Source organism: Ancylobacter pratisalsi (assembly GCF_010669125.1).
Classification (GTDB): Bacteria; Pseudomonadota; Alphaproteobacteria; order Rhizobiales; family Xanthobacteraceae; genus Ancylobacter; species Ancylobacter pratisalsi.
In genome coordinates, this window is the sequence record NZ_CP048630.1 from 2,802,176 (window position 1) to 2,824,842 (window position 22,667).

At 63.6% G+C, this 22,667-nt stretch carries 20 protein-coding genes; 10 read left to right on the forward strand and 10 right to left on the reverse strand.

Going from position 1 to position 22,667, the window contains the following annotated elements; genetic code table 11:
- Window positions 1-33 precede the first annotated feature (33 nt).
- The 3 genes from G3A50_RS13105 to G3A50_RS13115 are packed head-to-tail and all read left to right on the forward strand — an operon-like array spanning window position 34 to window position 1,829.
- Window positions 34-792: an SDR family oxidoreductase gene (locus G3A50_RS13105; protein ID WP_163075690.1), complete on the forward strand. Its 759-nt coding sequence runs from the start codon at window positions 34-36 to the stop codon at window positions 790-792.
- A 28-nt stretch (window positions 793-820) separates the two neighbouring features.
- The gene (locus G3A50_RS13110; protein ID WP_163075691.1) at window positions 821-1,423 is read left to right on the forward strand and encodes an NADPH-dependent F420 reductase; all 603 of its coding nucleotides are present in this window, start codon (window positions 821-823) and stop codon (window positions 1,421-1,423) included.
- 28 nt (window positions 1,424-1,451) lie between these two features.
- A complete protein-coding gene (locus G3A50_RS13115; RefSeq protein ID WP_163075692.1) occupies window positions 1,452-1,829 on the forward strand; it encodes a nuclear transport factor 2 family protein in 378 nt (125 codons plus the stop codon).
- Window positions 1,830-1,967: 138 nt separating this feature from the next.
- On the opposite strand, the gene G3A50_RS13120 is transcribed toward G3A50_RS13115, so the two are convergent.
- Complete coding sequence (locus G3A50_RS13120) at window positions 1,968-2,111, reverse strand: hypothetical protein (protein WP_163075693.1); 144 nt, start codon at window positions 2,109-2,111, stop codon at window positions 1,968-1,970.
- Window positions 2,112-2,224: 113 nt separating this feature from the next.
- Here G3A50_RS13120 and G3A50_RS13125 point away from each other — a divergent pair, with 113 nt between their 5' ends.
- The gene (locus G3A50_RS13125; RefSeq protein WP_163075694.1) at window positions 2,225-3,430 is read left to right on the forward strand and encodes a serine hydrolase domain-containing protein; all 1,206 of its coding nucleotides are present in this window, start codon (window positions 2,225-2,227) and stop codon (window positions 3,428-3,430) included.
- 61 nt (window positions 3,431-3,491) lie between these two features.
- Here the strand turns inward: G3A50_RS13125 and G3A50_RS13130 are convergent, their stop codons facing one another.
- The 4 genes from G3A50_RS13130 to G3A50_RS13145 are packed head-to-tail and all read right to left on the reverse strand — an operon-like array spanning window position 3,492 to window position 8,269.
- The gene (locus G3A50_RS13130) at window positions 3,492-5,141 is read right to left on the reverse strand and encodes a GMC oxidoreductase (protein WP_163075695.1); all 1,650 of its coding nucleotides are present in this window, start codon (window positions 5,139-5,141) and stop codon (window positions 3,492-3,494) included.
- Complete coding sequence (locus G3A50_RS13135) at window positions 5,134-5,457, reverse strand: hypothetical protein (RefSeq protein ID WP_163075696.1); 324 nt, start codon at window positions 5,455-5,457, stop codon at window positions 5,134-5,136. The genes G3A50_RS13130 and G3A50_RS13135 overlap by 8 nt, the downstream gene beginning before the upstream one ends.
- Before the next feature lie 10 nt (window positions 5,458-5,467).
- Window positions 5,468-6,862 (reverse strand): sugar porter family MFS transporter, encoded by a 1,395-nt coding sequence (locus tag G3A50_RS13140; RefSeq protein ID WP_163077620.1) that lies wholly within the window; start codon window positions 6,860-6,862, stop codon window positions 5,468-5,470.
- 33 nt (window positions 6,863-6,895) lie between these two features.
- Entirely contained in the window at window positions 6,896-8,269 is a 1,374-nt protein-coding gene (locus G3A50_RS13145) for a DegT/DnrJ/EryC1/StrS family aminotransferase (protein WP_170308639.1), read from the reverse strand.
- Window positions 8,270-8,366: 97 nt separating this feature from the next.
- Between G3A50_RS13145 and G3A50_RS13150 the strand changes: the two genes are divergently transcribed.
- The 4 genes from G3A50_RS13150 (at window position 8,367) to G3A50_RS13165 (ending at window position 12,823) form a co-directional block, all read left to right on the forward strand.
- Window positions 8,367-9,710 (forward strand): sugar porter family MFS transporter, encoded by a 1,344-nt coding sequence (locus G3A50_RS13150; protein ID WP_163075697.1) that lies wholly within the window; start codon window positions 8,367-8,369, stop codon window positions 9,708-9,710.
- Window positions 9,711-9,931: 221 nt separating this feature from the next.
- A complete protein-coding gene (locus G3A50_RS23035; RefSeq protein ID WP_343037842.1) occupies window positions 9,932-10,072 on the forward strand; it encodes an FAD:protein FMN transferase in 141 nt (46 codons plus the stop codon).
- A 119-nt stretch (window positions 10,073-10,191) separates the two neighbouring features.
- Window positions 10,192-12,105 (forward strand): heavy metal translocating P-type ATPase, encoded by a 1,914-nt coding sequence (locus G3A50_RS13160; RefSeq protein WP_163075699.1) that lies wholly within the window; start codon window positions 10,192-10,194, stop codon window positions 12,103-12,105.
- A gap of 19 nt (window positions 12,106-12,124) precedes the next feature.
- Entirely contained in the window at window positions 12,125-12,823 is a 699-nt protein-coding gene (locus G3A50_RS13165) for a VIT1/CCC1 transporter family protein (protein WP_163075700.1), read from the forward strand.
- Between the two features lie 40 nt (window positions 12,824-12,863).
- On the opposite strand, the gene G3A50_RS13170 is transcribed toward G3A50_RS13165, so the two are convergent.
- The gene (locus G3A50_RS13170; protein ID WP_163075701.1) at window positions 12,864-13,760 is read right to left on the reverse strand and encodes a LysR substrate-binding domain-containing protein; all 897 of its coding nucleotides are present in this window, start codon (window positions 13,758-13,760) and stop codon (window positions 12,864-12,866) included.
- Between the two features lie 104 nt (window positions 13,761-13,864).
- On the opposite strand from G3A50_RS13170, the gene G3A50_RS13175 reads away from it, so the two are divergent.
- Window positions 13,865-14,899 (forward strand): aldo/keto reductase, encoded by a 1,035-nt coding sequence (locus tag G3A50_RS13175; RefSeq protein WP_163075702.1) that lies wholly within the window; start codon window positions 13,865-13,867, stop codon window positions 14,897-14,899.
- A gap of 17 nt (window positions 14,900-14,916) precedes the next feature.
- Window positions 14,917-16,086: an MFS transporter gene (locus tag G3A50_RS13180; protein ID WP_163075703.1), complete on the forward strand. Its 1,170-nt coding sequence runs from the start codon at window positions 14,917-14,919 to the stop codon at window positions 16,084-16,086.
- Between the two features lie 192 nt (window positions 16,087-16,278).
- Here G3A50_RS13180 and G3A50_RS13185 read toward each other — a convergent pair whose 3' ends face one another.
- From G3A50_RS13185 to G3A50_RS13200, 4 genes are all read right to left on the reverse strand, one after another.
- On the reverse strand, window positions 16,279-19,380 hold the full coding sequence (locus G3A50_RS13185; RefSeq protein ID WP_163075704.1) for an efflux RND transporter permease subunit: 3,102 nt from the start codon (window positions 19,378-19,380) through the stop codon (window positions 16,279-16,281).
- Between the two features lie 5 nt (window positions 19,381-19,385).
- A complete protein-coding gene (locus tag G3A50_RS13190) occupies window positions 19,386-20,537 on the reverse strand; it encodes an efflux RND transporter periplasmic adaptor subunit (protein WP_246251668.1) in 1,152 nt (383 codons plus the stop codon).
- 566 nt (window positions 20,538-21,103) lie between these two features.
- Entirely contained in the window at window positions 21,104-21,358 is a 255-nt protein-coding gene (locus G3A50_RS13195) for a hypothetical protein (RefSeq protein WP_163075705.1), read from the reverse strand.
- Between the two features lie 12 nt (window positions 21,359-21,370).
- Window positions 21,371-22,666: an LVIVD repeat-containing protein gene (locus G3A50_RS13200; protein ID WP_246251670.1), complete on the reverse strand. Its 1,296-nt coding sequence runs from the start codon at window positions 22,664-22,666 to the stop codon at window positions 21,371-21,373.
- Window position 22,667: the final 1 nt, after the last annotated feature.

The following is a 22,667-nucleotide window of genomic DNA, read 5'->3' on the forward strand; positions in this document are numbered from 1 at the left end:
TTCACTGCAACGACTGCGAACGGAGTGAAGATCATGTCCCGCAATTCCCATCCCCTCAGCGGCAAGGTGGCCCTCGTCACGGGCGGCTCACGCGGCATCGGCGCGGCGATCGTCCGCCGCCTTGCCGAGGACGGCGCCACCGTCGTGTTCAGCTACAGCGCCTCAACGGACCGCGCGCAGCAGGTTGTCGGCGAAGTCGAGGCACTCGGCGGCAAAGCTCTCGCCATCAAGGCCGATCAGGCGTCGCCAATCGAGGTCGCGGCGCTCGTCCGTGAAACGCACGCCGTAATGGGCCGGCTCGATATTCTGGTGAACTCGGCTGGGGTCTTCGTCACAGGAAGGATCGACGATCCCGAGGCGGATCGCACCGCCTTCGACCGTCAGCTGGACATCAACGTGAAGGGCGTGGCCGCCACTGTGCGCGCCGCGGCACCGCTGATGGGCGACGGCGGGCGCATCATCTCTATCGGCACGGCGGGCGCCGACCATATCCCCTTTGCCGGCGCCGCCGACTATATCGCGACGAAAGCAGCGGTGGCCGCCTACACGCGCGGCTGGGCCCGCGATCTCGGCCCCCGAAGCATTACCGTCAACATCATCCAGCCCGGCGCCATCGATACCGAGATGAACCCTCAGGATGGCCCCTACGCGGAGACGCTGAACAAGCTGGCGGCACTCGGACGCTATGGCCAGCCGGAGGACATCGCGGCGGCGGTCGCGTTCCTCGCCGGACCGGACGCCGGTTACATCACCGGCGCCACGCTCAATGTCGATGGCGGGCAGTCCGCCTGATCGGGCCCCTCATTCCGGGAGAACAGCCATGACTTCCATCGGCATTATCGGTGCCGGTCAGATCGGCCGCGCCATCGCCACCGCCCTCGCGCGGCACGACATCACGGCGACGTTGGCCAATAGCCGCGGCCCCGAAAGCCTCACCAACATTGTCGCCGAAATCGGGGCGAGCATCACCGCCGGCACCCGTGAGGAAGCCGCCGCGCGTGACATCCTCCTGGTCGCGGTCAACTGGTCGAAGCTCCCGGCCGCGCTGGCCGGACTGCCAGACTTCGGCGGCCGAATTGTGGTCGACGCCAACAACGCCATCGAGGCACCGCTGTTCAGGCCGGTCGATCTCGGCAGTCGCTCGTCGTCCGAGGTGTTCACGGAGATGGTGCCGGGTGCCCGCGTGGTGAAGGCATTCAACCACCTCCAGCCGGATCTGGTGGCCGGGGACCCGGCAAGTGATGGCGGCCGCCGGGTGCTGTTCTATTCCGGGGAGGACGCCCGTGCGAAGGCTGAAGTCGGCGCTTTGATCGAGCGCCTCGGGTTCTTCGGCATCGATCTCGGCCCGCTCGCACTTGGCAGCCGTCTGGTACAGTTTCCCGGTGGACCGCTGCCCGCCCTTAACCTCGTCAAGATTGGCTGACCGCCTCTCTCACGTAAGGAGTGCTCCCATGTCCACCCACGAACCCGACTATGACCACCTGCTGCGCGGCAATCTCGAGCGCGTGTTCAACGAGCGCGATGCGGACAGGCGCGCCAGGGCGATCGACGAACTCTTCGTCACCGATCCGGTGATGCACGAGCCGGACAACGTGGTGACGGGCCGCGCGGCGATCTCTGCCATCGCTGGCCAGCTTCTGGAGCAGTTTGGCCCCAGCTTCCGTTTCACCCCGGCTGGGCCTGCCGTAGGTCATCACGGACTCGGCGTGCTTCGGTGGGAGGCGGGCCCCGAAGGTGGACCCGTCGCCGTCACGGGGTCGGATGTCGCCCAACTCGTCGACGGTAGGATCGCTCGACTTTGGGTGCTGTTGAACCCGCCGAGCGTCTGATTGGGCTTGGACGGAACCGTGCCGGTTCTGTCGGAGGCACCAACTGCCGTGAAGATCGGGCTCTGGCGAGCAGGTCGCGCCCCGCTGCAACCGTTTCCATACGCTGTTCAAGGAGTTGATGTGCCAAGGCGGCACGCGTCAGGTGAAGCGATGCCCGGTGAAACGAGGCATCGCTTCGAGCAATTCGTGGTCGTGGCGGGCTTTGCCGCCTCGTTGCGAACGGCACACGCGGATCAGCTCTCGCGCCTTCGCCCACTCCTCCTCTTCAATCTGCTTCGGCATGCTATGAAACAACGAAGAGGCGGCGTGAGAAGCTCCTCAGGATCAAAGGGACGTTGCGTCCACGCCATGCCGTCGGCGTAGCTTCGCCCGACGCCACAAGGACTTGAGGTGTGATGCGCGGCTCATTCATCAAAGGCGTCATCGTCGCATCTGCCCTTTTGGTGCAGTGTGGACGTGTTCAAGCACAATCCCCCGCAACCGTGCCGCAGGTCGATACGGGTGCGATCGAGACCCTCGCGCGCGAGCACATGAAGAAGCGTCACCTGGCGTCGCTGCTCATGCAGGTGCGGGTGAATGGCGAGGAGGTCATGACCTTCGCGGCGGGCGAGGCCATGACAGGTGTTCCCGCCACCATTGATGGCCACTTCCGTAACGGCGCGGTCGCTATGACCTACGTGGCTGCGATTTCGATGAAACTCGCAGATTCCGGTGCGATCGACCTCGATGAACCTATCGCACGCTGGCTGCCGGGCCTTCCGGCCGCCACGTCCGCGACCCCGCGCATGCTCTTGAACATGACGTCAGGCTATCCCGACTACGTGCCCAATGCGGGCTTCGTGAAGGCATTCGAGACCAATCCCTTCCGGACATGGTCGGTAGACGATCGTATCGCCATAAGCACCGCAATGCCCCGCCTATTCGCGCCCGGCACCAATTGGGACTATTCCCATAGCGGATACGTCATCCTCGGCCGTGTGTTGGAGAGGGCCACCGGCAAACCGATGCACGCTTTGATGCAGGAGTACATTCTCGGGCCGCTTGCGCTCGCCGGTACTCATTCGATTGAGACCGCGCAGGTTCCTGAGCCGGTGATCCACGCTTTCACGGCGGAGCGCGGCGTCTATGAAGACGCCACCTATTGGAACCCGTCCTGGACCATTACCCAAGGTGCCGTGCAGGTGACCACCATTTCCGACATGGCCCGAAGCTTCGATCTCATTGTCGGTGACGACACCTTTCTCGGTGCCGCGAGCCGGGCGGCAATGATCAAGCCGTCATTGGTCGGATTCGGTTCGCCGCTGCCGGGATGCCGGACATGCCATCAGATGACGAGTGCCTTCACTTACGGCCTGGGGTTTTTTCTTGAGAATGAATGGGTGCTTCAGACTCCGCTGTTTGGCGGCTATGCCTCGTCCGTCGCTACCCTGCCGGCTGATCGCTCTCGCGACGGCAGGCGCATCACAGTGGCTGTAGCGGTGACATCGCTGCCCGACAGCTATCCGGACTGGACCGCCACGCTGCCGAACTGGGCAGACGAACTGACGAAGGCGATTGCGACGCGGCTCGCCCCAGATACGCCGCCGCCGCCGTTTCGTTGAACACGTTCAGCTTTGCTTCGGCAGAGAGGTATGGCGCATCTGAACTGCCTTGATAGGCGGGTCAGAGCGCATGAGCGGCGTCAGAGCCGACGCGCGTCTCGGTGCGTACCTTTTCCGTCAGGTGGCCTGCGAGGCGATCGGCCAGCGCCATGATCGTCAGCGTCAGATGTTTGTCCGGCAGCACTGGAATGACGCCACCGTCGCAAACATAGAGGTTGTCGAGGCCGTGGCAGCACAAATCAGCGTCCACCACACCCCTCTCAGGGTCCGCTGAAGTGGCCGTGGTCCCGGCATAGTGAATGCCTGTGCCGCTATTGTCGCGGGAGGCGTAGATTGATGTTGCGCCCGCATGCCGCAGCACACGTCGCCCCCAGGCCTCCATCGCATCCATCATGTCATCGGCATTGCGCGAAGAGGCGAAATCCACTTCCACATGGGGCACCCCGAAACGATCCGTGCGGGCAACCGGTCGTACCCGGTTCAGCGGGTTTGGATCTCCCGCACAGAACATGCCCAGGGTGACATAGGAATGGAACATCAGGCGCGCGAAGCGTTCCTTTATGAAGCGCGGCATGCGACGCATGCCGGCCAGATAATGGGGAATGTCGGGGATGCCGTGGATGGCATGACCGATGAAGGGGAACTCCTTGCCGCCCGGCAACTCGCCGCGGGACATCAGGATCAGCAAGTCACCATATCCGATGTCATAATCGCGCTTCCGTCCCCAGAGTCGCCAGAGAGAAGTCGAGAGTACCGACTTCGGATTGTCCTGAAGCCGCAGACCCAGCTGGCCCGTGCTGTTGCCCATGCCGTTGGGCGCGATCTCGTCAGCTGAGTTGAACAGTATCCGGGGGGATTCGATCGCCCCTGCCGCGAGCACCACCGCCTTTGCGCCGAGGAAGCGGGACTCGCCCGTTGCCATGTCGCGATACTCCACGCCTGTAACCCGGCGCGTTCCCGGTTGCCGCAGCACCCGGACCACCTTGGCGCCGGTGCGCAGCTCGTAGTTCGGCAAGAACTGGATTTCAGGCAGAAGGCGCGCCGTGAATTTGTAAACGGCTCCCGTCGGGCATCCGGAGGTGCAGATGCCGGTGGACACGCAGGCCTGAGGACTGTCCGCCCGCGTGTCGATAGCCTTGCGATTCGCGATGGCGCGCGAGAAGGGTTCGCCCAGTCCCTCCACCGCCTGAATGATCATTCGATCAGCTGGCCGCATGGGTTTGGGAGGCACATAGATGCCGTCCGGCAGATCCGGAATATTCTCCTGTGTGCCGCAGACGATGATGCGTCGCTCCACCGCTTCATAGTGAGCGGCGAGGGTGGCGTAATCAAAGGGCCAGTCCTGAAAGTCCCTCTCAGAGAAGCGCACGCTGACGCCATTCCAGAGGTTCTGCAGACCGTTGACCGCAACGATCTGATAGTGGCGGAAGCCGCCTTCCGGCCAACCTGTGGATCCGTCCTGTCCCTTTTCGAACAGGGGATGCACGAACAGGCTGTCGTGCGGCTCGGCAGGCCAGACAGTATTCGCGCGGATGCCTAAATCGAGGGCCGTGCCCGGCGGGTCCACAGCACTGAAGTGATCGTCCGCTATCCGCCCGCCCTGTTCCAGAGAGACGACATTCAGCCCCGCCTTGGCCAGCTCGTAGGCGAGAATGCCGCCCCCCGCGCCCGTGCCGACGACGACCACGTCGCATTGCGCTGCCTCAGCCACGAGCGCCTCCCAAGGGCCATTCCCCGACGCTGCTCAGGAAAGCGGGCGAAGCGTAGTAGACATACTCGAAAAAGGCATGAATCGCGGTCGCGTCCTCCGCGAGATGGGCGCTGGTGATCTCGCCCCCTGCGACGAAATCGGAACGCTCGGCAACGCGCCTGAAAGCGGCATTGAGCTGATCGTTCAGCACGGCGATCCGGGCCAGCTCATCGATCAGTGGCTCAAGGCCTTCGTGGTACGGGTCCAAGGGCAGGATAGCAGCAATGAGAAACTTGAAATCGGCTGCCGGAAGAACCGTGAGGGGGTCGCTCGTCATGTGAATAGCCTCATGCGGAGTCGGGAGCGAGGCGGCCAAGATCGCGCAGTCGCCGTCCACTGTTCAAATGCCGCTCGATCTCCTCGAGACTGACACCATTGGTCTCCGGAACGAACCATTGGGTGAAGGCCAGGCCGGCGATGCACACCAGCGCATAGAGACCAAAAACGCCTTCCAGCCCCAGGTGGCTGAGCATCACCGGAAAGCTGAAGACCACGAGGAAATTGAAGCCCCAATTCACCAGCGAGGCGATGCTCATGCCAAGCGCCCGCACTTGGAGGGGAAAGACCTCCGCCATCATGACCCAGGGTAGGGGGCCGATCGCGATCGCAAAGGCAGCGACGTAGAGCATGAGCCCACCGAGTGCCAGCTTGCCCATGATGGCGCTTCCGGTCGCCGCACCAATAGCGATGACGCCGAGTGCCACCGCCGTGCCCGCGAAACCAAGCAGCAGCAAGAAACGGCGTCCGATCCGATCAATGAGCGCCATGCCCACCAGCGTCATGAGCACGTTGACCACGCCGATACCCGCGGTGGCCATGATCTGCGTCGTGGATGAGCTGAAACCGGACAATTCAAAAACGCTGGGCGCGTAATAGATCACTGCATTGATGCCGGAGAGCTGCTGGAGCATGAACAGCCCCATGGCGACGATCAGCGCCGGGCGCACGCGCGGGGCCAGGAGGTCTGCGAAGCGGGCCTTGCGACCGGTGTCCGCCATCGCTCCAGCTTGGATTTCATTGAATTCGGCAGTAACCTCGGCCCCCGTTGCCGCCTTGCCTCGAATCCGCCTCAGGGCTGCGCGGGCCTCGTTCTCACGCCCGTGCATGAGCAGCCAGCGCGGTGTGTCGCTCAGATAGAAAATTCCGGCGAACAGCATCAATGCGGGAACAGCGCCGACCGCGAACATCCAGCGCCACTGATCGGCGAATGCATATCCAACCAGGTATGCGCCGAGAATTCCGAGGGTCACGGCGAGCTGATATATGGAAACCAGCATGCCGCGGCGTGAGGTGGGCGCGCTTTCGGAGATGTACAGCGGCGCCATCATGGCGGCGACGCCGATGCCGAGCCCGATGATCAGTCGCGCGGCTGTCAGGGTCCAGAAGCCGATGGCACCCGCGCTGAGCAAAGCGCCTATCGTGAAGAGGACTGCCGATCCCATCAGCAGCCTGCGCCGGCCGGCCCGTGCGGCCAGATGCCCGCCGATGATCGCGCCGACAAATGCCCCGAGCGGGACAGCAGCGGTCATCAGGCCCTCAGCGAGCGCATCAATGCCGAGTTCGTGCCTGAGCGGCGCGAGTGCACCGGCGATGACGCCCTCGTCGAAACCGAACAGAACGCCAGCGATACCGGCAACGGCAGCTATAAAGTAAATCACGTATGATTTTCCCTTTAGAAGCAGCGCGGTATCTTGCGCCTAGCTACTCTGAACGCCTCAAGCGAGGATGACGCGTGCAACCTTGCGGATTGCGGTGATGATGTCGCTCACGTCATCGGGCGTCAGTGTCGAGGCGATGGTCAGAAGCGCCCCGCGATCCTGCAGATCATCGCACCGGGGCAAGGCGCCGATGCCATAGTCGTAGTCCGTGGCGAACGCATTGGACGGGAGGCTCCAGGGGGCGCCGTCGCGGCTGTTGGACCGCTTGTTCACCAGGCTGGGGATATTGGAGTACCAGTGCATGCCCCATTCCCGCATGGTGAGGCAGGCAAGGGAGCCGGGCGGCCCGGCGATTCCTTCAGCGCGCAAGGCGGCCACAAAGCGGTTCGCCGTATCGGCATCCTTCAAAACCATGAGGAGGAAGGGGCCGGTGTCGCCCTTCGGGTCCGGAATGGTGCGCAAGGTGAGACCGGGAAGATCCTCCACCGCGGCGCGGATCTGCCACTTTGCGCTTCGCATGGCATGCGTGATCAGGGGCAGCTTGCGCATCTGTGCCAGGCACATGGCGCCGGTAAGCTCTGACATGCGAGCGCCAACACCCCAAAGCTGGCATTCCACGTCGGACGTATCGAGACGACCCTGCGCGGTGCGCGGATAACCCAGATCGTGCAGCGCGACGATGCGACGATAGAGGTCGTCGCGCTCGGTCACCACCATGCCGCCGTCGCCGGACGTCATGTTCTTATTGAGTTGGAACGAGAAGATTCCGATGTCGCCGAAGGTGCCGACGGCCTTGCCATCCTGGCTGGCGCCGGCCGTCTGGGCGCAGTCTTCAATAAGGCTGACGCCGCGCTCGCGGCAGATGCGCGCCACCTCGGCCACTCGGCCTGGAGCGCCGCTCATGTGCACCATCAGCACCGCACGCGTATGCGGTCCGATCTTGCGCTCGACGTCTGCGGGATCAAGCGTGAAGCAGTCGTCGATGTCTACGAGACGGGGAATGGCCCCCGCACGGACCACCGCGCTCACGCAGCTTACCCAGAGATAACCGGGAACTAGAACCTCGTCGCCAGGACCAATCTCCAGGGCCGCCATCGCGATGGAAAGCGCAGCCGTGCCGGAGGACACACCGAGCGCATGCTTGTGACCAAAAGCTGTGCACCACTCCTGTTCCAGATTATCCACCATGTGCTGGAGATCTGGACCATAGAAGCGGAACGGGCTTCTGGCACGGATGACGCGGGAAACCAGCTCCAGCTCCTCATCGCCGATCCAGTGCGCGCCTGGCAATTCCCATGGCAGACTTGTCGTCCGGACCGGCTGCCCCCCCTCGACTGCAAGGCGGTTGGCATGTTCATGCAAGGCTGCTGAATCTGACACGTCGTCTCTCTTCGTTTCCGTAGAGGTGAGCCAAGAGATCGGCGGTATCATCAAATTACCGCTAGGCGACAATGCTTCCTGCGCCGATAATTTACAACCAAGCTGATCAAAAAATCGGCGACCACCGCATCTCGAACTCGGAGTGGACATGCGATCGCTTCTCTTGATTTCGAGTCTGGTTATGCTTTTCGGCATTCTGTTTGGCTTCAGCACCGCCTCAATAGCTGGCGTCGTGCAGGCGATTGCCGACACGTTTTCTCTCTCGACGCGCGCCATCGAGATGGTGGTCACCACGCTGCTGGTGGGCTGCTTCATCGGCGCGGCCGTTGCCGCACCCATATCCGAGCGGATCGGACGCAAGCCGACCTGTTTCATAGCGGCCGGCTTGGCCTTAGCTGGCTATGCACTCATTCCATTGGGTCAGATGATGTTTCCGGGGCCGGGCATGCTGGTCACCGCGCGCATCTTGGTCGGCCTTGGTGTCGGCCTGTCTTCCATGGTCGTGCCGATGTATGCGGCAGAGATCACACCCACACGTCATCGCGGCGCGATCGTGTCGCTGTTTCAGCTGGCGATCACCATCGGCATCCTGTTCGGCTATGCTGTCCCTCTGACCTTTACCGGCCGCCTCTCCTGGGTCGACATGCTCAGTGGCGGCGGCCTCATCGCCGCCTTGTGCGCCACCTCCGCGCTGGTATTGCCGGAAAGTCCGCGCTGGCTGAACGCCAAAGGCCATGCTGCGCTTGCGCAGGCCGCGGCGCGCCGTCTCAATATCCATGAGGAACTCGACAGTACTCCGCGGGCACCGGCCGTCGCGGTTTCCTATCGCGTGGTGCTCCAGCGGGGCGGCACGGCGGCTGTGCTGGCGTTCTGCAGTCTGCTCTTCGTCCTCCAGAATTTCTCCGGCATCGACGGCATTCTCTATTATGCACCGCACATCTTCACGGAGCTGGGCTTCCCAGCCGGTATTGCCGCTCTCGCGGCGACGTTCGGCCTTGGGCTGGTGAATGTACTGGCGACCGTTGTCGCCATGCTGGTTGTGGACCGGATCGGTCGCCGCCCCCTCCTTATCTTCGGCTCAGCGGCGATGTCGGCATGCCTTGGACTGGTTATTGTGGCCTCGTTGGCGGACTGGCCATGGGTGGCCCTTGCCGGACTGTGCGGCTATATCGTCGCCTTTGCGCTGAGCCTCGGGCCGCTGCCCTATGTTCTAATGGCGGAACTGTTCCCCTCCGCGATCCGGGATCGGGGCATCGCCATCGCCTCGGCCACGAGTTGGCTGTTCAACGGCATTGTGGCTGGAACCTTCCTGTCCGTGGTGCAAGGTATAGGGCTGTCCGCCACGATTGGCATATTCTTCGCGGTGTGCCTGCTGTCCCTCGCGGTGTCGGTCGCGTTCGCGCCTGAAACGCGTCGCATCCGCCTTGAGACCATCGAGGAGAACGTTCTCGATGGCCGTCCGCTTCGTCAGCTCGGCGCACCTGCCACCTAGGTCGGGGATTCATCCGGCACTATGCCAACATTCCCGATCGTTCGCTTCGCGCCTGCCTCTCTCGTTCCAGGCAAGAGCGGCGGGTGGATAGGCGATGCCACCGCTCGACCGTGCTGACCTTGGCTCAGGTCCCGCTGATCACAGCCAGAAGAGCACGGTGGCAGCGAGAGCCGAGAAGAGGACGGATGAGCTTCGATTGTAACAGGTTGCGACTGCGCCTTATGGCGGTTCTGGAAGCTGCGCTGGTCATCGGCCGCGCCTCCGTGACGGTTGTCGCCGCGAGCTCCATGATCGCGGACGTATGGGCAACAGCACTAATGGTGCAGGGCAGCCTAGCAGGCGTAGAGTTGGCGCGCAGGTAGAATATTGAGGCCCTTTCAGTGACAGGGATGGCGGCCATCTTCGCGAAGAGCGGGTTGGACGGCTGTTCGAGAATCGTTCGGCTGCCGAACGTGTGGTTTGACCGCGGAATACACGCCAGATGTCCCGATTGCTTTTCGATCGCCTCAACGTCGCCCTTCTGGCGATCGCCGTGCTTGGTCTCGTCTCCGGTCTCGGACTTTGGCTGGGTGGGCACGCCCATCTTGCCACCCTGGCATGGATAGCCGGCGTCTGCCCGGTGTTGGCGGCGCTCGTTGTCGAGATTGTTCGCAGCCTCGCGAAGGGCGACGTTGGGCTGGATATTGTGGCCGCGCTGTCGATGTCGGCAGCCTTGCTGTTTGGCGAAAGTCTCGCGGCAGCCGTCGTTGCTCTGATGTATTCCGGGGGTACGTTCCTGGAGAGCTTCGCAGAGGGCCGCGCGCGTCGCGAGATGAGCGATCTCCTCTCCCGTGTCCCCCGAACGGCGACCCGAAAGCGACGTGGCACGCTCGACGATGTGCCATTGGACGAGATCGAACCCGGCGACCTGCTGCTGATCCGGCAGGGCGACATCGCGCCTGTTGACGGCACCGTCGAAGGTGATGGCGCGATGCTGGACCAGTCGGCACTGACGGGCGAGTCGATGCCTGTGCGCCTGGGCCGGGGCAAAGACGTGATGAGCGGCTCGACAAATGCGGGCGAAGTCTTCGACCTGCGGGTGAGCCGCCGCGCCGCCGACAGCACCTATGCCGGCATTGTCCGGCTGGTTGAGGCGGCACAGCGTTCCAAGGCGCCGATGGCCCGGCTCGCAGACCGTTACTCGCTGCTGTTTCTGGTCGTCACTCTGGCGCTCGCGTCGGCGGCCTGGTGGTTCACGGGCGACCCTATCCGCGCGGTGGCGGTTCTGGTGGTCGCCACGCCGTGCCCTCTTATTCTCGCCGTTCCTGTCGCGCTCGTCGCCGGCTTGTCGCGTGCGGCGCATTTCGGGGTTCTGATCAAGGGCGCAAAGCCGCTGGAGGCGCTGGCGCGGATCCAGACACTGATCCTCGACAAGACAGGCACGTTGACTGACGGGCGGCCACAGGTTGTTTCAATCACGGCGCTGGCCGAGCTGTCCGAGGACGACGTCCTGTACTTCGCCGCAGCGCTGGATCAGGCGTCGAAACATCCGATCGCGCAGGCGATCGTTGCCGCCGCACATGCCAGAGGCGCCTCTCTTCCACTACCGGAAAACGTGGTCGAGACGCCCGGAGACGGTGTTGCAGGGGTGATTGATGGCCGAAAAGTCGTCGTAGGGGGCGTCGCATTCGTCGCCTCGCAGAGCGAGGCAGTGAACCTTGAGGGCACGATCCGCCAAGCCGGTTCGGTCGTCGTGGCAATTGCGGTCGATGGGCAACTCGTCGGCCATCTTGTGATGGCCGACGCGCTGAGGGCCGGTACCTCTGATCTGCTTGCAGGGCTGCGCCGGTTGGGGATCGGCCGCATCCTTCTGGCGACGGGCGACCGCCGGGCTGTGGCCGAAGCCGTGACCGAAGGGCTGGACCTTGACGCTGTTCGGGCTGACCTGACACCGGACCAGAAGGTGCTTGTGGTGCTGACCGAGCGCAAGAACGGACTGGTGATGATGGTCGGCGATGGCGTCAACGATGCGCCGGCCCTCGCCGCCGCCGACATCGGTGTCGCCATGGGCGCGCGGGGGGCCGCCGCCTCTGCCGAGGCCGCGGACGTCGTTCTGCTGGTCGATCAGCTGGACCGCCTGTTGTCGGGAATTGAAGTCGCCCAACTCTCGCGCCGGATCGCCCTGGAAAGCGTACTGGCTGGGATCGGGCTCTCGATACTGGGCATGATTGCCGCTGCGTTCGGATATCTGACGCCGGTGCAGGGTGCTTTGCTGCAGGAAATGATCGATGTGGCGGTGATCCTGAACGCGCTGCGCGCGCTCAGGATCACGCCGAAACAGGCCGGGCGGATAGCCCCCGCGCTTGCGAATGGGAAGGCGGGTCGTCCGCCCGAACTGAAATCCAACGCCGCATAGTCCGGGAAGGGAATTTCCGATGAGCAGACTTTCGCATGCTGAAGTTCACATGGTTCATCGGATCGGCTGGCTGCGTGCGGCGGTGCTGGGCGCGAATGATGGTCTTGTCTCGACGGCCAGCCTGGTCGTCGGGGTGGCGGCCGCCGGATCCGGCCACACGGAGGTCCTGATTGCGGGCCTTGCCGGGCTGGTGGCGGGCGCGATGTCGATGGCGGCTGGCGAGTATGTCTCGGTCAGCTCGCAAACGGACGCCGAACAGGCCGATCTCGGGCGCGAGACTCGTGAACTCCGGGAGACGCCGGAGGCCGAATTGGAAGAGCTGACCCAGATCTATTGCGCGCGTGGTCTTGATGAGGGCCTGGCACGACAAGTGGCGGTGCAACTCACCGAGCGGGATGCACTGGGCGCGCACGCACGCGATGAACTCGGAATTTCCGAGATTGTGACCGCCCACCCTATTCAGGCCGCTCTGGTCTCCGCGCTGACGTTCGCGGTCGGCGCCGTAATTCCGTTGCTCATCGCACTCCTGGCGCCCTCCGGACAGATCGGTCTGGTCGTGGCTGGAACGACCTTAATTGCCTTGGCGGCACTCGGCGGGCTCGGCGCATCGGCTGGCGGGGCCGGCGTTCTAAAGGGGGCCGTCCGTGTGACCTTCTGGGGTGCTCTGGCAATGGCGGCTACCGCGGGTGTCGGAGTTGTCTTCGGGGTCGCGGCATGACTGTCGCGTGGGGCGAGATCCGCTCCCGCCTGCGGCGGTCTCAGCGCAGGCGGTCGGCCAGGTAGTCGATGAAGACGCGCACCCGCGCGGGCATATTGGCGCCGCCGACGAAGATGGCATGGATCGGCTCGACATCGCCCGGATTGAAGGCTTCCAGCAGGGGCACCAGTCGGCCGGCGGCGATGTCGTCGACCACACCGAAATTGCCGACGCGGGTTATGCCGACGCCATCCACCGCAAGCTGTCCCAGTGTCTCGCCGTTGTTGGCCTCAATGGTTCCGGTCACAGTCAGCGCATACTCACGCCCATCCCTGCGAAACGGCCATACAGGCTCCGCGCGTCGGAAATTGAAATTCAGGCAGTTATGGCGGAGCAGGTCTTCCGGCACGCGCGGCGTGCCGCGCCGGGCGAGATAATCGGGCGAGGCCACGATGGAGCGGCCTGTCTCGCCAATCCGCCGCGCCGTCAGTGCACTGTCCGCCAGCGGCCCGAACCTGATCGCGACATCCGCCTGTCCAGCGGCCACGTCGACCACGGTGTCGGTCAGGCTGATATCGACGAGGATGTGTGGGTAGAGGCGGGCGAAGTCGCCCAGCAAAGGCACAACGCAAAGTCGACCATGCGACAACGACGCGCTCACCCTCAGCCGCCCGCGCGGTGCGCCCTGATCGGCGATAACCCGTTCCGCCTCATCGAGGTCCTTCAGAATGCGCCGCGCCGCGCCGAGATAGCTCTGCCCCTCCGCGGTCAGGGTTAGCGCGCGGGTCGTGCGGATCAGCAGCCGCACGCCCAGACGTGACTCGATCCGGTCGATCGTCCGGCTGATCGCCGACGGTGTGAGACCCAGCGAACGGCCGGCGGCGGAGAAGCTACCCATGCGGGCAATGACCGCGAATATCTCAAGTTCCCTCGCGCGATCTGGGCCGTCCATCGCCATCTTTGCTTTCAGTTCAAAAATGATTGGCCTCCGAGAGGTCTAATCATGGACGAGGCAGGCGTCCATCTTTGCAATGAAATATAATCTGTCCTGTGGAGGCGACTTTGGAATATCGGCAGTTGGGATCGTCAGGGCTTCGGGTTCCCGTGCTCAGTTTCGGTGCGGGAACGTTCGGCGGCGCGGGGCCATTGTTCAGCGCCTGGGGCCAGAGCGACGCCAATGAAGCGCGCCGTCTGGTCGATATTTGCCTGGACGCGGGCGTCAACCTGTTCGACACCGCCGATGTCTATTCCGACGGCGCTTCGGAGCGGGTGCTGGGCGAGGCCATCCGGGGACGGCGCGACGCTGTGCTGATCTCGACCAAGACAGGCCTGCCGACCGGCGACGGTCCGGCCGACTGGGGCGTGTCGCGCAGCCGCCTGATCCGCCAGGTCGAGGCGGCGCTGCGCCGGCTCGGCACGGATTACATCGACTTGCTGCAACTGCACGCCTTCGACGCCTCGACGCCGGCCGAGGAGGTGCTCGCTACGCTGGAGATACTCGTGGCCGCCGGTAAGGTTCGCTACACCGGCGTCTCCAACTATCCCGGCTGGCAGTTGATGAAGGCGCTGGCTGCGGCGGACCGCTACGGGCGACCGCGCTACGTCGCCCATCAGGTCTATTACTCGCTGATCGGCCGCGCCTATGAAGCGGACCTTATGCCTCTTGGAGCGGACCAGGGTGTCGGTGCGCTGGTGTGGAGCCCGCTCGGCTGGGGTCGGCTGACCGGCAAGATCCGCCGGGGCGCACCAATCCCTGAGGGAAGCCGCCTGCATGAGACGGCCGTCTTCGCTCCGCCTGTGGAAGACGAACACCTCTACCATGTGGTCGAAGCGCTGGAGGCTGTCGCTGACGAGACTGGAAAGAGCGTGCCGCAGATTGCCATCAACTGGCTGCTGCAGCGCCCCACGGTCTCCTCCGTCATCATAGGCGCCCGCAACGAGGAACAGTTGCGCCAGAACCTCGGCGCCGTCGGTTGGTCACTGACGCCGGCGCAGATGGCGGCGCTGGATGCCGCCAGCGAAGTCCTGCCGCCCTATCCCCACACGCCCTATCGCCAGCAGGAGGGGTTTGCTCGTCTCAATCCCTCGCTCGTCTGAACGCAAGGCCGTTCACCATGAAGATCAATCCGCCGCTTCTCGCTCTGGCCGCCGGTGCTTTTGGCATCGGCGTGACCGAGTTCGCTCCCATGGGCCTTCTGCCCGTAATCGCCAACGATCTCGGCGTCTCGATTCCGACCGCCGGCCTGCTCATCAGCGCCTATGCGATGGGCGTCATGCTGGGGGCGCCGCTGATGACGCTCACCACCGGCCGGGTGCCGCGCCGAACGCTGCTGATCAGCCTCATGGCGATCTTCACCATCGGCAATCTGCTGGCGGCGATTTCGACCAGTTACGAAATGCTTCTGGTGGCGCGGCTGGTCACCTCGCTCAACCATGGCGCCTTCTTCGGCGTCGGCTCCATCGTCGCCGCCAGCCTCGTGCCGCAGAACCGGCGCGCCGGGGCGGTCGCCGCCATGTTCATGGGGCTGACCATCGCCAATGTCGTCGGCGTGCCGCTCGCGACCTGGGCGGGCGACTTGATAGGGTGGCGCGCCGCCTTCTGGGGCATGGCGGCGCTGGGCCTGGTCGCCATGATGTCGCTGCGCCTGACGCTTCCCAACGTTGCGGCCGCCGTCGGCGGAGACATGATATCCGAATTGAAGGTGCTCGTGCGTGGTCCAGTGCTGCTGGCACTCGCCCTCACTGTACTGAGCTCCACTGCCATGTTCACGGTGTTCACCTATATCGCGCCAATCCTGCAGCAGGAGACCCAGGCCTCCATCGCCTTCGTGACCGCGATGCTCGTGACTTATGGCGTTGGTCTCACCGTTGGCAACTGGCTGGGTGGCCGGTTTGCCGACCGCTCTGTGGACCGCACGTTGATCGCCACACTGATCTCTCTCGTCGTCTTGCTGGTTGCCTTCGCGCTGGCGATGCCGTTTGTGGTGCCGACGGCCGTGCTTATCTTCCTGTGGGGTGTGGCGAGCTTCGCCCTTGTGCCGCCGCTGCAGATGCGGGTCATGGCCGCCGCTTCGGGTGCTCCGAACCTCGCGTCAGCGGTGAACATCGGCGCTTTCAATCTCGGCAATGCCATAGGCGCGGCACTGGGTGGGGCGGTGATCGCCGGCGGGCTGGGCTATCCTGTGGTGTCGCTCGTCGGTGCCATGGCGGCCGCGTCCGGTCTCGCGCTGGTGCTGTTGATGGCCCGCCGTCGGGCGGCCGTAGCGGTCTGCGGCCTACCCTGAACATCGAAAAAGCGGTTCAGGAAGCTCTTGGGCAGATGCCGGATGCCGCAGTGCTCCCGCCACCAAGCGCGGTCGTATTGCGCATTTCCGGGCCGGGACCCGACGAACGGAGCGATGGTCCGCCAGATTGGTCCCGTCATCGCATCGGTACGAAGTGCCTTGAACGTCTTCCGTTCCGTCACTGTCGTTTGGTTAAACCGATGGCTGCTGCCTGCCGGATAGCGAAAGGCTCAACCGCGCGCGCAGGGCATCGAGATAGAGATAGATCACCGGCGTGGTGTACAGGGTGAGTATCTGGCTGACAGCGAGCCCGCCGACGATGGCATAGCCCAGCGGTTGGCGAAGTTCCGAGCCGGTCCCATGGCTGATCATCAGTGGCACGCCGGCGAGCAACGCTGCCATGGTCGTCATCAGGATCGGCCGGAACCGAAGCAGGCACGCCTCTCGGATGGCATCATGCGCGGACATACCCTCGGTACGCTCACGCTCGATGGCGAAGTCGACGATCATGATGCCGTTCTTCTTCACAATGCCGATCAGCAAGATCACTCCGATAAGTGCGATTATCGAAAAGTCGAAGCCAAATGCCCACAGTATCGCGAGTGCGCCAAGACCGGCGGAGGGCAGCGTCGACAGGATGGTCAGCGGGTGGACATAGCTCTCATAGAGCACGCCGAGAATGACGTAGATCACCAACAACGCCGCCGCGACCAAGGCTGGCTCGCTTGCCAGCGAGGCCTGGAACGCCTGTGCATTGCCCTGGAACGCGCCCATCAGTGTTGCCGGCTTGCCGATCGCGGCCTCAGCATTGTGGATCGCCGCCACTGCGTCTCCCAGTGCGACGCCGGGTGCGAGATTGAAGGACAGCGTGACTGAGGGAAACTGCGACTGGTGGTTGATCGACAGGAAGCTTGTCGGCACGCTGGTCCACTTTGCCAGTACGGACAGCGGCACTTTCGTGCCGGTGAGGGGCGAGGTCAGGTAGATCCCGTCAAGTGCCCGCGGCGAGCTCTGGAGTTCCGGAAGTACTTCGAGGATGACGTGATAGGAATTCAGCTGGGTGAAATACTGCGTCACCTGCCGCTGGCCGAAAGCATCGTAGAGCGTGTTGTCGATAGCGGCCGGGCTGATTCCGAGCCGGGCCGCCTGATCTCGGTCGATAGTCAGCGTCAGCGTCGCCCCGTCAGCCTGCTGGTCGCTGGCGAGGCTGGTGAGTTCCGGCAGCGTTTTCAGCGCAGCCAGCAGCTTGGGAGCCCATTCATTCAGTTCGTCGATATTGCCGTCCTGCAACGTGTACTGGAACTGGGTGCGTGAGGCGCGCGCCCCCACATTCAGGTCTTGCGCTGCTTGCAGAAACAGCGCTGCACCCTCCACTTTTGCAAGTCTCGCTTCCAGCCGATCGATGATCTCGAAAGCCGAAGCGGCCCGTTCGTCCCGCGGCTTCAAGGTGATGAACATCCGGCCATTGTTCATGGTCTGCCCGCCGCTCGCGCCGACCGCCATGCTCACCGTGGCCACATCCGGATCCGCCGAGACGATTTTCCCGAGTTCGAGCTGGTGCCGGACCATGTCCTTGAAGGAAATGTCCTGCGCCGCCTCCGAGGTCCCGATGATCAAGCCGGTATCCTGCAGGGGAAAGAAGCCCTTGGGGATGGCGTAGAACAGCCCCCCGGTTGCCAAGAGCGCGGAGAAGAAGGCGACAAGCGTGATCCTGTGATGCTTTAAAGCCATGTCGAGGCTGACGCGATAGCCTGCAAGCAACGCTCCAAATCCAGCCTCCGACCAGCGGAAGAGGCGGCCATGCGCGGTCTCATTCCTGGGCTTCAGGAACAGCGCGCACAGCATGGGCGTCAGCGCCAGGGAGACAAAGGCGGACATGGCGATGGTGATCGTCACCGTGATCGCGAATTCGCGGAACAATCGGCCGACCAGCCCGCCCATAAACAGGAGCGGTATAAAGACTGCGACCAGCGACAAGCTGATCGACAGGATGGTGAACCCTATCTCTGCCGAACCGTCGAGCGCCGCCTGAAGCGGCGTCTTGCCCATCTCCAGATGCCGCTCAATATTCTCCAGCATCACGATGGCGTCGTCGACAACGAAGCCGACGGCGATACTCAGTGCCATCAGCGAGAGATTATCGAGGCTGAAGCCCAGGCCATACATCGCGCTGAAGGTGCCGATCACCGCGAGGGGCACCGCGACGCTTGGGATCAGCGTGGCCGTCAAACTGCGAAGAAACACGAAGATCACCGCCACCACCAGCAGCACGGTGATAATCAGCGTCTTCTCCACGTCTTGCACCGAGGCGCGGATGGTGGTGGTGCGATCGCTCATGATCTTCACCTCGATCCCGCCCGGCGCCGTGGCGGTCAGTATCGGTAGTTTCGCCTTGATGGCATCCACCGTGGCGATGACATTGGCACCTGGTAGCTTGAATACCGGGAGCACGATTGCCTGCTCGCCATTGGCCCAGGCGGCCAGCTGGGCGTTCTCCGGCGCGTCCACTGCCGTGCCGATGTCACGGACCCTTACCGGTGCACCATCGCGCCAGGCGAGGATCGCATCGCGCCAAGGCGTCGCCGAGTCGAGCTGGTCGTTGTCGAAGAGCGTGTACGTGCGACGCTTGCCCTGCACGGTTCCCTTCGAGTCGTTCACCGTGTTGGTGATGATGGCCTGCCGCACGTCCTCCAGCGACAAGCCGAGATTGGCCACCTTGGTGGGATCGACCTGAATGTGGATGGAAGGCTTCTGCTGGCCGAGCACCAGCACCTGGCCAACCCCGTCAATCTGGCTGATGTGCTGCTGCAGCACATTCTCGGCATAATCGTCGACCGTGGTGATTGGCAGGCTGCGCGAGGTAAGCGCCAGCACGAGGATCGGGGGATCGGCCGGGTTGATTTTCCGATAGGTCGGGGGTGCTGGCAGGTTGGTCGGCAATTGGCCGCCAGCGGCATTTATCGCCGTCTGCACGTCCTGCGCGGCGCCGTTAATGTCGACGTCGAGATTGAATTGCAGGGTGATCGACGAGTTGCCCAGCGTCGAGATCGAAGTCATCTGCGACACGCCGGGAATCTCACCGAATTGGCGCTCCAGTGGCTGAGTAACCGACGAGGCAATGATCTCTGGACTGGCGCCCGGCAGTTGGGTCGAGACCTGCAAGGTCGGAAAATCGACTTCCGGCAGCGGCGCCACCGGGAGGCGAAAAAACGACACGGCGCCGAGTGTCAGCAATCCCGCCATTAGCAGCGATGTGCCGATCGGATGGCGAATGAACCAGGAGGACAGCGACATGGCGGTCAGCCTCCCGTCAGGTCGGGCTTGAAGGCGGTGGGCTCCACCCTGATGCCGGGGGCGAGGCGGTATTGGCCCCGCACGACCACGGTCTGACCTTCATCCAGGCCGCTCGTGATCACGGCGATACCGTCGGCAATGGGCCCGGTCGTCACCGGTGCCATCATCACCGCGCGATCCGCATTGACGACGAAGACAAATTCTCCGGATGGTCCGCGCTGCACGGCATCGGCCGGCACCGTCGCGGCGCCGGCCAGGGTCTTCACCCTCAACTTCACATCGACGAACTGACCTGGCCAGAGCGCATCGTCGGGATTGGCGAATATCGATTTCAGCTGCAGCGTGCCGCTCGAGGGATCGATCCTGTTGTCCATCAACTCGACGGTGCCGGTAGCGAGCACCTGTTCGTCTTCGCGTGAGACGGCCTGCGCTTCCGTGGGGCCATTTGCGAGCGCGGCGCGGATGGCCGGCACATCGGCCTGAGGCACGGTCGAAATCACGGCGATCGGGTGCAACTGGTTGATCACCACCAGGCCGCCGGCGTCGGTCGCATGAATGATGTTGCCTTCATCCACCAGCCGCAAACCCGCCCGTCCATCGATCGGCGCGGTGATGCGCGTGTAGGAGAGCTGTGTTTGCGCGGCGCTGATCAGCGCCTTGTCCTGCGAGATCTGCGCCTGAAGCTGGGCTACCACGCTGCGCTGGGTGTCCACTGTCTGCTGGCTTGCGAAGTCGCTTTCGCTGAGTTTGGAATCACGCTTGAGTATCAGTTGAGCATTCGCGAGCGAGGCGGCGTCCTGGGCGAGGCGTGCGTTCGCTTGTTCCAAAGTGGCCTCAATAGCGCGCGGGTCGATCACCGCGAGCAGCTCGCCTTGCCTTAGATCCTGGCCTTCCTTAAACAACACTTGCTGCAATTGGCCGTCGACGCGCGAGCGTACTGTCACGGTGTTGAAGGGCTGCACTGTGCCGATGCCGGTCAGATAGACGGGCACATCGCGCCGCTCGACGCGCGCTACCGCCACGGGGACCCTTGCAGCGGCCGGTTTCAGTACAGGCGCGTGGCTCTCTGTACCCCAAAAGCGGTAACCCGCGGCGGCGGTCACGATCAGCAGAAGTGCGACCATCGCGAACCCGCGGCGGCGACGGGTGTTCAGCATGGGTGCGGCTCTCATGCAATGGTGAGCAAGGCCCATTCATTGCGCCGTTCGATGCCGACTTCTTCCCGGAACGCCCTCTACTTGCCCTTCTGAATTTCCGGTGCAATGAGGGAGCGTAAGAGCGTACCGGTGGCAGTAGTCAGATTCGTGTCACCGACATAAGTGCTGACAATGCCGGTATATTTATTGATCAGGCTTTCAGAGCGCGCGCGAGCCACCGTTTGCATTGGCGTCGTAAGGCATGGCGTCCCCACTATTGTTGCCAATGGCCTGCCAGGCGCGTTGTGCGTGGCTGACAATGTGCCTGCAGCTCAAGCGGATGTCGGAAGCCGCTTCAGTGGCTCCGCAGCACTCTCTCCCATGTCCGGAGAGGTAGAATCCCGCACACAGCCTGTCAGCAAATCTATGAGGTCACTGTCCGGGCAAAGCCGGAATTCGGCAGCACGGCCAGTACACGGTTCCGAATGACGCACTTGGACCCAATAGCGGGTCTGTCCTGCGACAAAGTCTCAGGCAGTAGGCGCGTCAGTCCGATGTCGGACGGCTCCCGATCGTCAATAGGGCTCTCACTGCGAGGTATGCCCTTCGAGGGAGAGCAACACCCGTGCGGCCTCCACGCAACGCGCCATGCGCTCCATCTCGCGCCAACCGACGGCGCCGCTCGCGGCGCCGAAATAGATTCTCCATGCCTGGGAAGGCACGAGTTCGCCGCACATATCAGTCTCGATCCGTCGCGCCGCCGCCGCAAGCTGCTCGGGAGGAAACGTCGCGCCCGCTGCCCCGACCAAGAGATCTTCGTCGCCAAAGCAATCGCTACACATGTTGGCCTCCCCTCAGTTTTCGAAGGCGAAGATATCCAGGCCATTGTCGCGGTCGAGCACATAGACGATGCCTCGTTCGTCGACATCGACATCGTTGCTCTGCGGCGCGGCGTGGCCGGGGGCCGGCTTGGGGATGAAGTGCCCGACCTCGCGCGGGGCCGTGGGATCATCGAGGTCGACTACCCTGACGCCCCCGGCGAACCAGGTTGCGAAGACAAGGCTGCCGATCTGGCGCTCCTGGAACTGGTGCGCCCCGAAACGCCCGCCGGTCCGCGCATAGGGCGATTCCATTTCGCTCAGATGGAAGGTCGAGATCGGCTGCACATTTGCCGGGTCCGCGGCGTCCATGACCCAAAGAAAGGCGTGGGGCTGGCCCGGCGTGTGCTCGTGCTCCTCGTCGATGATGAGCGCGATCTCGCGCCCGCCGATCGGCTGCGCCAGACGGAAGAAGGTGTGCGTCGGCTCAGGGATCGGCGGATGGTAGTTGAAGGTGCCCAGCGTGCGGGGGCACGTGATGTCGGACACGTCTATCGTGTAGGCGCCCGCATACCAGCAGCCCGCCCAGAGAACATCGCCCACCCGTAGCGCATGATGCAGGCGGTGACGGTGGCCGGGCCAATTTGGGGTTTCGCCGGCCGCTATGTGCTGGCCGGGCATGTGCCAGCGGGAAACTCCCCTGGGCCTGGTCGGGTCGGCAAGATCGTAGATGACGAGAATGTTGCCGACATAGCCCTCCATTTCGGTGGAGATATAGGCGTAGCGCTCATCCATGTCGAAGCGATGCACGCCAATGCCGCCAGTGTGGACATAAGCCAGTTCGCGCGGATGGGCCGGGTCTTCAATGCTCCACACTCGGAACCCGCCGTCGCTATAACCGCGCGCGAGCCCGGCGCGCAGATCGGCAATTTCGTATGGGCTCACGCCAAGCGCTGAGGCAATCTCGCTTTCATAGGGTGAACGGCTCAGGCGGGCAGCCAGTTCCTCAGTCACCTGCGTAATGCGCTCACCCTTGCGATAGAAATGGCGTTTGTGGCGCTCGACGTTGGTAATCATCAAGTCGCCGGCTACCCGGACCTTGTGGGTATGCGAATAGGCGTCGGGAGGCGCTATGGACGCGACAAGACGCGGTGCTCGCGGGTCGCGCACGTCGTAGATGCTGGTGCCGAGCGGCGGTGACATATGGCCGATGAAGGCGTAGCCGCCCTGCACCGTCACCTGCCCCCCGCCGGGAATGTCCAGCCGGGAAAGGGGAGTGATGTTGCTGCTGTGGAGAGCGCCAAGGGGAGGGGAGGGGGGCATGGCTGTCATC